Consider the following 8,031-nt stretch of genomic DNA (forward strand, 5'->3'; position numbering starts at 1 on the left):
GATTGTACCGCGCCAAACCGAAGTTAAGATCCCCGTTGGGACCGTTGGTCGTTCCGACCGCCACGATCCGGCCATCGGGCTGGACGACGAGCGCGCTGGCCTGGGCGCTTGTGCCACGAAGACAGGTTGTTACCCGGTTAATGGGTAGGCAACACACCGTAATCGACCCGATAGAGTTGGAAGTTTCGCAGGTCCTATGCGGTCGCGGTGTCGGGTGAACGACCCAGATAAGCCGCCAATCGCCGCGCGGCACGATCGCTTCGTTCGCCAACATAGAAAAGAGAGCCAAACGTCTCCAAGGACCTTCAGCCCTGGATCGGAGCCCCCTACCGCGCGAGTGGTTTAGTGCTTGGCCGATTATGAGACGATCGTAACCCCAATTTTGAGCTTCAGTTTCTGGCCGAGCTGCCCTACTTCCTAGCGGTTATTTTTGCGGTGTTGCGGCGGATCACGCCGTAGCAGATGCTTCGGTTAAGCCGGAGATACTGACAAGACCCTAAATCCGCTTCTGCGTGTTGGCCAGCAATACGTTCAGCGCATAGGCCACCCCCGACAGCGCAATGGGGATGACCTGCGGCGGCACGGGGAGCGGCAGCGTCCACGAGACAAGCAGCAAATAGAACGTACCGAGGATCACATACAGACTGTATCGGTGCGCCACCGGACTCGAATAGTCGAAGGTGGTCTGCCGGATCTTGCGCCGGACCAGCCCGTCGATCGCGAACGGAACCACCGCGACACCGAGAAACGGCAACCAGGCGGCCGTAACCACCGCCCGATGAATCATCTGGTAAAGGCTCTCGAACAGCACGTCCAGGCGGCCCTGGAGAAACGGAAACAAATCGTAGCGGCCGACATCCTCGAAACCTCTCGACCGTTGCCGCTCGCCCTCGGTCGGAATGAAATACCCATACACGCTATCCCGAATCCCGGTGCGAACGAAAAGCGCTTCGAACCCGCCCATGGCGGTCTTCCGAAGCTCCGTCGCCTTCTCGGCCCCGAAATAATCGAGCAGCATCCGGTCCTCCTCGGCTTGAATCGACCGGGTCCACTGCTCGGAAATGAGGGCCGCCACCAGCACGATTTCGAGCAACCAGATCAGAATACTGAGGAAAATATTGCGCGTCATCAGTCAGTGCATCGTCCGCTTCGTACCGGGCGGTTCATCGCCGAAGCCTTCGATGACCGGGGCCGTGCCCGACAGCGGTTCCGCGCCCGGCAGCTTGAGAATCCAGCCGTAGGCTTCCGGCAGAAAGCTTTGAATCAGCGCGACGTCGTCCGCTTCGGACGGAATCACGGCGCGGAGCGCTTCACACACGGTCTGGACGAAGGCGATCAGGCGGTCATGGTCCGTACTGGATCGTTGATTTCGGGCTTTCAGATACGCCGTCCACGCGGCAGCCAGCACGCGGTCGAGGGCGATGGCGGCACCTTCCGGATCGTCGATGTTCCGGTCGAGGCATTCGGCGATGCGCTCGCCACTCTGCCTGAGGCCCGGCCAGTCCGCGTCCAGCAAATGGATCCGGGTCTTGTTCCGGCGCCGATTGAGCCAGGCGGTCCAACTGGGCGATCGACTTACGGCCCGTTGCTTCGGCATTCAATGATTCTCCTTGGGTGTGGTCAACAGGATGGGCAGCCGCCCCTTGACGATGCGTCCGCCCGACAGTTTGGCGATATAGTGCAGGTCGGGGAGTTGCCCCAGTAGCTGCGGCGGGAACAGATCGCCTTCCTCTTCCATCAGTCGCTCCCCGATGTTGCCGGAAAAGACGGTCGGGTTGCTGGCATGGGTCGAGACGCCCTGGGTGCGCATCACGTACTTGAGCCGCGTCTTCGGCAGGTTGTCGGTAATGTACTGCTGGGTCTCGCCGTCGAGCACCCGCAGGACGATCAGGTTGTTGACGTTGCCGAGCACCTGCCGGGCCTTGGCTTCCGATCCCGTGCGCGCGGCGAAATCGGCGAAGGTCTGGGTGGCGATGAAGAGCCGGATCTTGGCGCCACGTCCCTTGTTCAAGACCTGGATGAAGGGGTCGTTGATCACTTCGGCCGCCTCGTCGACGAACACGTTGACTGGCCGGTCCGAGACGCCGTAGTTGTAGCGGTCGCCGGCCACCGCCGCGAGTTCCGCCAACAGGATCGAGCCGATGGCGCTCCCCACCAACCCGTCCGACAGGGAATCGAGGCCAATGTAAGCCACTTGGGCGTTTTCGATGATCCGCGCCATGTCGGTGATCGGGCGGGGATCGTCCACATCCTCGGGATCCGGCGACAGCAAGGGACCCAAGGGTCCCGAGGTCAGCATGTTCATGATCGGCAGGAGGGAGGCCACCATCTTGCTGAAGTGGGTGCGGTCGTGCTCGAACAGCGAAATCAGCCCCTCGAGATCGCTGTTCGGGTGAGTCCGCTGGACGTTCTCCCGGTAAAACCGGACCAATCCCTGGGCCTTGCCCTCGGTGTCCCGCGCCGCCTTCATGAACGGCTTCGCGTCGCTCCGCCAATCGCCGAGACACCGGTCGTAATGGCGCTCCAGCGCCTGAACGACCAGGAAGGCCGGACCGCCTTCCAGATAGCGGCGCAGCTTCACCAGGGTGGGCCGCTCCTCGATCACCATCAAGCCCTGAATGACATTGTCCAGGGATTTCTGGCCGAACGCTTTGAACGGATCGTTGGTGGTTTCGCCGGGCGAGATGGCGGAAATGCGGCTGGCCACCTCGGACGGCCGGTTGAAGTTGTGCAGGGGATCGAGACGCACGCTGTCCTCGGGAAAGGCCGGATGAAAATACACCAAGCGGTCCGGACGCCCCGCCAGCCGGCAGGCGGTTTCGGCCGAGCGCTTGAGATCCTTGTCGCCCTTGGGGTCGATGATGATGACGGCTTCGCCGCGCAGCACTGCTTGCGTGACCAGCACGTCGAAGGCTCGGGTCTTGCCGGCGCCGGTGGTGCCGACGATCAGCGTGTGCCCGGCCGTGTGCGGGAGCGGCTGGATCACCGGGTGTTCGCGCGCTTCCAGCCCGTGAATCCACGGTGCGCCCATGCGGTCCTGGCGGACGGGAATGAGCTCGGATAGATCTCGTTTCAGAATTTCGTGGGCCAGCTGGGCGTGCCTTTGGCCCCAGTCGAACCCCCATCCCAGCCAAAGCTGGCCGGGATGACGGCCGACCCAGCGCTTCAGGCGTGTGGCTTGCCAGTAGGTGAGACGGGATCGGATCAGGCGCCGCTTGCGACGCCACAGCCCGATGGCTGACGGGGCGCGCCACAAAGTCATTCCGAAAGACACGCCGATCAGCGCGTAGAACGGCTCGGCCGGCAAGTCGGACCACAGGAACGTTCCATAGGCGAGACCGGCGCCGCCGAGCCAGCCGCAGATCGCGATGACCTCGAAGATCGGTCGCCAGGGGGCCTGGTAATCGTAATCCGAGCTCACGAGGCGTCTCGCTTGACCTTCACAGTCCCGCTCCGGGTCGTCCCCTCGAGCCGGCAATCGTCCCGCCGGAACAGCGCACGGGACAAGCCGGTCAGCGTGACGCCGGGATGCTGCTGGACGAACCAGTCCAGAACGGTGGCCGGCGCGACCAGCCAACCGTTCTCTTCGACGACCGAAACCGGCAGTCCCTCGCGACCCCGGATGCGGGTGACGAGTTCGTCAGCCAGGGTAGCGGGATCCGGCGCGGGGTTGCCGGGTTCGGTCGACGGGGCCGACGCGTGGAATGGTTGGCGTTTCGGCGGATCCACCCTCGTGGCTCCGTCCCGACATCCCGCTGCCGGCGCTTCGGCCTTGCCCGCCTTCGGCGGAACCGACGCGACCTCCGTTGACAGCGGCTGGGTAGACGGCGGCCTGCCAGGCGTCTTGTCGGTGCGGATGGCGATCGCCCGCAAGGCTTCGCTCGGCTCCGCCGCCAGCAGCAGTCCGCGCACCCCCTTGATGTCACGCACCCGGCGCAGCGGGGCCAAGGGATCGGTAAGCACCCACCCCGCATCCGCCAGGCGGATGAGAAAGGTCGCCGGCTCCAGGCCGAGCTTCTGGGCGCTCGCCGGAAACGGAAGCAGAAGTTTGCCGTCGACGTCCGGCAGGTCGATGCCGATCGTCCAGCCTCCCGCCATGATCACCTCCTCGGCCAGCCGGATGAGCAGCTCGCCCCCCTCCCCTCGCGCCGCGAGCCAGCGACGGGCCGCGTCCGTCCGGTTCTCTTCGCCCGGATCGCGCGCCGTCCTGATCGATACCGCGGCCGGCGCTTTTGGCGCATGCCGTTCAATTGTCGCGGTCTGGGGCGGCGGCCGGACGATCTCGCCGGTCTGCGTATCGACCTGGAGGGCCGTTCCCGACGCGTCGATGACCTGGAGCGGTTCACCCACCCCAGGGTCTTCGGGTGGCCGATGGCGCACCGGCGGTTTCCCGTTCGCGGTCGGGCGTTCCCGTCCACGGACCGACGGGGGCGTTGTCGCCGGGGCTGCCGGGGACCGATCCAGAGGGGTCGCGCGGGGAGTGTCCTCGGTCCGTAGCGGTGGACGGGGCGAACCCCGGTCCGGCACATCCTCAGGCCCGTCCCTGTCCCGTGTCGGTCCGGTGACCGCAGGGTCATCGCTTTCCTTCACGATCTGCCCGCCAACCACGATCGGCGGTTCACCCATGTAGATCAGCTCCGGTGACGCGAGCTGCAACAGGGTCAGCGTGACCTCCAGATCATCCGGTTTCACGCGCCAGTACCGGCACCGGGTGCCGTCGGGCAACGTTCGCGGTATGGCGAGTCCCCGTTCGATCAGGATGTCCGCCAGGGTGTCCTCGTCACGGGGGATGCCGGGGATCTGGTCCTTGGCCAGGGTATCGACGATCTCCCGCGCGCCGGGACGCCAGACGAGGTGCACGCCCTCCGGGAAGCGCCAGACCCTGGCGCCCTTCTCGTTTGCCTGCCAGCGTCCGGATCGGACCAGGCGGCGCATGGCGTCGAGCAGGTATTTTTCCACCGGCACGCCGAGCGAGGCATCAACTTGGAGGTAATTCGCCTTGAGGTCGCGTTCGACGCTCTTCCGGTCAGCCTCGGCCACCAACCGGTAAAACGTGCTGCCCCGATCGATGCCCGCGATGGCTTCGAGCATCGCCTGCATGATGTCGGGACCGGTCCGCGTGAGAAAGGTGATGCATTCCGGGGTCAGCACCCGCTCGGTAACCAGCACGGAGAACTGTTCATGGCGCTGGTGGCGTTTTTCGCGCCAGCGCAGGAAATAGCGATCCACGCCGTTTTTGTCGGCCCAGTCGGTGAGGTGCTCGATATAGGGATTCCAGGACGTGCGGCCTTCCCGATCCAGGACGGACAGATCGGAGACCGGTTTTCCGATGTCGTGCAGTAGCCCTGCGAGGCAGACCGCAAGCCGCCAGCGCGGTTCCTGCGCCTTGCGCTCGCGAGGCGTCGCGCCCGGGGCGAACAGAACGCCCTCCGAGGCCAACGCGGCCCAGTGCGCCACTTCGAGGCCATGGCGGAACAGCCCGCCGGCGCCGCGATGATGGTGGGTCTCCGAGGCGGGCAAAAGGTGGGTAAAGGCGGCGTAGCGCGCAATCACGGGTTCCGCGATCGCGGTGAAGAGGTTGCCGGTCAGCGCCAGGGTATGACGGATCTGCCCGATCAACTCGGTCTGCGTCGCCAGGACCCGGTCAACAGACGCCGCCGGCAGGCCTTTGGCGAACGGTGGATAGCGCGGAATATCGTCATCCGCCTGACCGGGCGCCGGGGTGGCCTGCGGCCGATTCGCCCAACGTTTGAGATGCTCCATGAATGACATGGCATTTGATCATGCCAGAAGCGGCCTCGATCGGACGTACACAAAACGGGCGATTCGCGGATTTTGTGCAACGCCGGGACCGTTCGGACGCTTTATGCTGGGCGTCAACGTCTACGGAGACCGATTGCCATGCTATCGCGAAAACTCATTCTGTGCTTGCTCGTTTCCAGCAACCTAACCGCCTGTGCCGTGAGAACCGTCCCACCCGAGGTGGCCGAATCCGTCATCGATGCCGTCATGGCCGACGCGACACGCGATCCGCCGTGGCGTCTCGGCACGTCCTGGCGAGACGGAGGCCTCGGCGGGGCGGCGCTTAGGGCGTCCGCGCTCGAACATGTCGTTACGCAGAAGGAGCCGCCGCCGCTTTACCACCCTGAGGCATTATCCGATACGGCCGATCGTGGTGTCGCCGTCTTCCCCCTGTCCGATGGCTACGGCGCCGACGAGATCGAGCGGGCCTGGCGCAAGGCCTGCCGGCATGGCCTCGACATGACCGCGCGTGAACGCGACATCGTCGCCGCGACCGACATGCCGTCCTGGTTGCGAGGACAGTGCTATACCGCCAGCGTGTACAAATGATCGCCGCATGGGCCATCTCACCTTCCGCATCGGTGACCATATCATTTCCCACGATGACCCTCGCCTTGAAACCCTCCTGGCGAGCGTCCACGGGACGAAACAGCGTCCCTTGTGTCTGTGCCGCGATCCGGGCGTCGAGATGTACGTTGCCCGAATCAATGGACGCCATGTGATCAAACGGATGCCCAACACCGGGGCCGACCATGCCCCGACGTGCGATGCCTACGAGCCCTCGGCCGAACTCTCCGGGTTGGGGCCATTGATCGGTTCGGCCATCCAGGAGAATATTCAGGATGGGGTCACGACCCTCCGATTCGATTTCGCCCTGTCCAAGGGAAGGGGCAGACCCACCGGGACTTCGTCGCCCCGCAGGGAATCCGATAGCGTGCGCACCAATGGCAACAAGCTGACATTGCGCGGCAGTCTGCATTATCTCTGGGAACAGGCCGGCTTTCATCGCTGGTCGCCCGCGATGGCCGGCAAACGCTCCTGGCACGTGATCCACAAGTTCCTCCTGCAGGCAGCCGAGGACAAGGCCGTAAAGGGCGTGCCGCTCGCCGATGTGCTGTATGTCCCGGAACCTTTTTCCAGGGAACGTATGGAGGATATCGCGCAGCGCCGGATGGCTCGGCTGAGTCAGATCTCAATGGGTGAAAGCCACGCGCAGCGACTGCTGCTCCTGATCGGCGAGGTCAAGGAAATCGCGCGCTCGCGCTGCGGGCACAAGTTGGTGGTCAAGCACCTGCCCGATTTCCCGATCACGATGGATGACGGACTTCATAACCGCCTGCGCAAACGCTTTGCCGGCGAGTTTGCCTTATGGGACGCCGTCGACAACGCCCATCTGGTAGTGATCGGGACCTTCGGTGTCGGTCCGACCGGCGTGGCGTCCCTGGATGCCGCGGCCCTCATGGTCGTCAACGAAAACTGGCTGCCCTTCGAGCACCTCTACGAGCAGGCGCTGATCGACCGTCTTACACAGTCCGGGCGCTCTTTCCTGAAGGGACTGCGATACAGCCTGTCGGACGACCAGCCTTTGGCGAGCGTGGTGTTGTTGGACACACAACCCCTGCCCATCGCCCTATACATCGTTCCGCCAGAGGCGGCTGAGGACTATGACGCTGCCCTCGATTCGCTTATAGCGGAAAGCAGACTCGAAGCCTGGGTGTGGCGTGCAGGCGGCGAAGCAATGCCAGAGATTCCACCAGCGGATTGATCATTCACGTTCACTAGCCGCCATTTTCCCCCAAGGGGTCAGCACCCCGCGTGACTGTTGGGTTCGCTGGTTCAGGTGATGTTGGCTATGCCCAGGAGTGCCCAACGCATCCGGGCCTCTGCGCAGACCGAACGCCGAGTTCCTTCTTGGCATCTTCCACCGTTCTCCATGTAATGCCAGCAGCATGGCTCAAACACTCAATCGGCGACGGGCATTGGTCTATTGGCCAGTATCTGTTTAAGGAAGCTCTGAATAAGTGCGTTTTATTGGTGGCTCCGATAAACCGGCCGGGGCTGTCAGCCGAAAAAGGTCGTTTTTCCCTCCCCAATTGGCGCCCGCCATCAACTCCTCCCGCACCTGGTAGAGATTGCCGAGGGCAAACAGCAGGTAGAGTTGCTGCCCGTTTTTGAAGAGTCCCCGGTACCGGACCTTGGTATAGCCGAATTGGCGTTTGACGATCCGGA

Annotated in this window: 6 protein-coding genes and 1 pseudogene; 2 read left to right on the forward strand and 5 right to left on the reverse strand. The window is 63.8% G+C overall.

The annotated features are described in order from the left end of the window. Positions 1–496 precede the first annotated feature (496 nt). The 4 genes from ABJK70_RS16840 to mobH are packed head-to-tail and all read right to left on the reverse strand — an operon-like array spanning position 497 to position 5,772. A complete protein-coding gene (locus ABJK70_RS16840; RefSeq protein WP_347258534.1) occupies positions 497–1,129 on the reverse strand; it encodes a DUF4400 domain-containing protein in 633 nt (210 codons plus the stop codon). 3 nt (positions 1,130–1,132) lie between these two features. Continuing rightward, positions 1,133–1,597: a hypothetical protein gene (locus tag ABJK70_RS16845; protein WP_086132980.1), complete on the reverse strand. Its 465-nt coding sequence runs from the start codon at positions 1,595–1,597 to the stop codon at positions 1,133–1,135. Continuing rightward, positions 1,598–3,421 (reverse strand): conjugative transfer system coupling protein TraD, encoded by a 1,824-nt coding sequence (gene traD, locus ABJK70_RS16850; protein WP_086132979.1) that lies wholly within the window; start codon positions 3,419–3,421, stop codon positions 1,598–1,600. It abuts the gene before it with no gap. Next, a complete protein-coding gene (gene mobH / locus ABJK70_RS16855) occupies positions 3,418–5,772 on the reverse strand; it encodes a MobH family relaxase (protein WP_347258535.1) in 2,355 nt (784 codons plus the stop codon). Before mobH ends, traD begins: the two co-directional genes overlap by 4 nt. A gap of 129 nt (positions 5,773–5,901) precedes the next feature. Here mobH and ABJK70_RS16860 point away from each other — a divergent pair, with 129 nt between their 5' ends. Then, complete coding sequence (locus ABJK70_RS16860) at positions 5,902–6,351, forward strand: hypothetical protein (RefSeq protein ID WP_156881506.1); 450 nt, start codon at positions 5,902–5,904, stop codon at positions 6,349–6,351. A gap of 7 nt (positions 6,352–6,358) precedes the next feature. Next, positions 6,359–7,567, forward strand: coding sequence for a DUF1173 domain-containing protein (locus tag ABJK70_RS16865; RefSeq protein ID WP_156881507.1), 1,209 nt, complete (start codon positions 6,359–6,361; stop codon positions 7,565–7,567). Between the two features lie 339 nt (positions 7,568–7,906). On the opposite strand, the pseudogene ABJK70_RS16870 reads toward ABJK70_RS16865, so the two are convergent. Next, positions 7,907–8,031: pseudogene (locus tag ABJK70_RS16870) on the reverse strand (IS5/IS1182 family transposase); the annotation flags it as partial.

Source organism: Methylocaldum sp. (genome assembly GCF_039794385.1).
Lineage (GTDB): Bacteria > Pseudomonadota > Gammaproteobacteria > Methylococcales > Methylococcaceae > Methylocaldum.

What these genes read in the sequence shown, in the direction of transcription:
- ABJK70_RS16865 (WP_156881507.1), top strand. Translation starts at nt 6,359, where the DNA reads ATGGGCCATCTCACCTTCCGCATCGGTGACCATATCATTTCCCACGAT.
- ABJK70_RS16845 (WP_086132980.1), bottom strand. Translation starts at nt 1,597, where the DNA reads ATGCCGAAGCAACGGGCCGTAAGTCGATCGCCCAGTTGGACCGCCTGG.
- mobH (WP_347258535.1), bottom strand. Translation starts at nt 5,772, where the DNA reads ATGTCATTCATGGAGCATCTCAAACGTTGGGCGAATCGGCCGCAGGCC.
- ABJK70_RS16860 (WP_156881506.1), top strand. Translation starts at nt 5,902, where the DNA reads ATGCTATCGCGAAAACTCATTCTGTGCTTGCTCGTTTCCAGCAACCTA.
- ABJK70_RS16840 (WP_347258534.1), bottom strand. Translation starts at nt 1,129, where the DNA reads ATGACGCGCAATATTTTCCTCAGTATTCTGATCTGGTTGCTCGAAATC.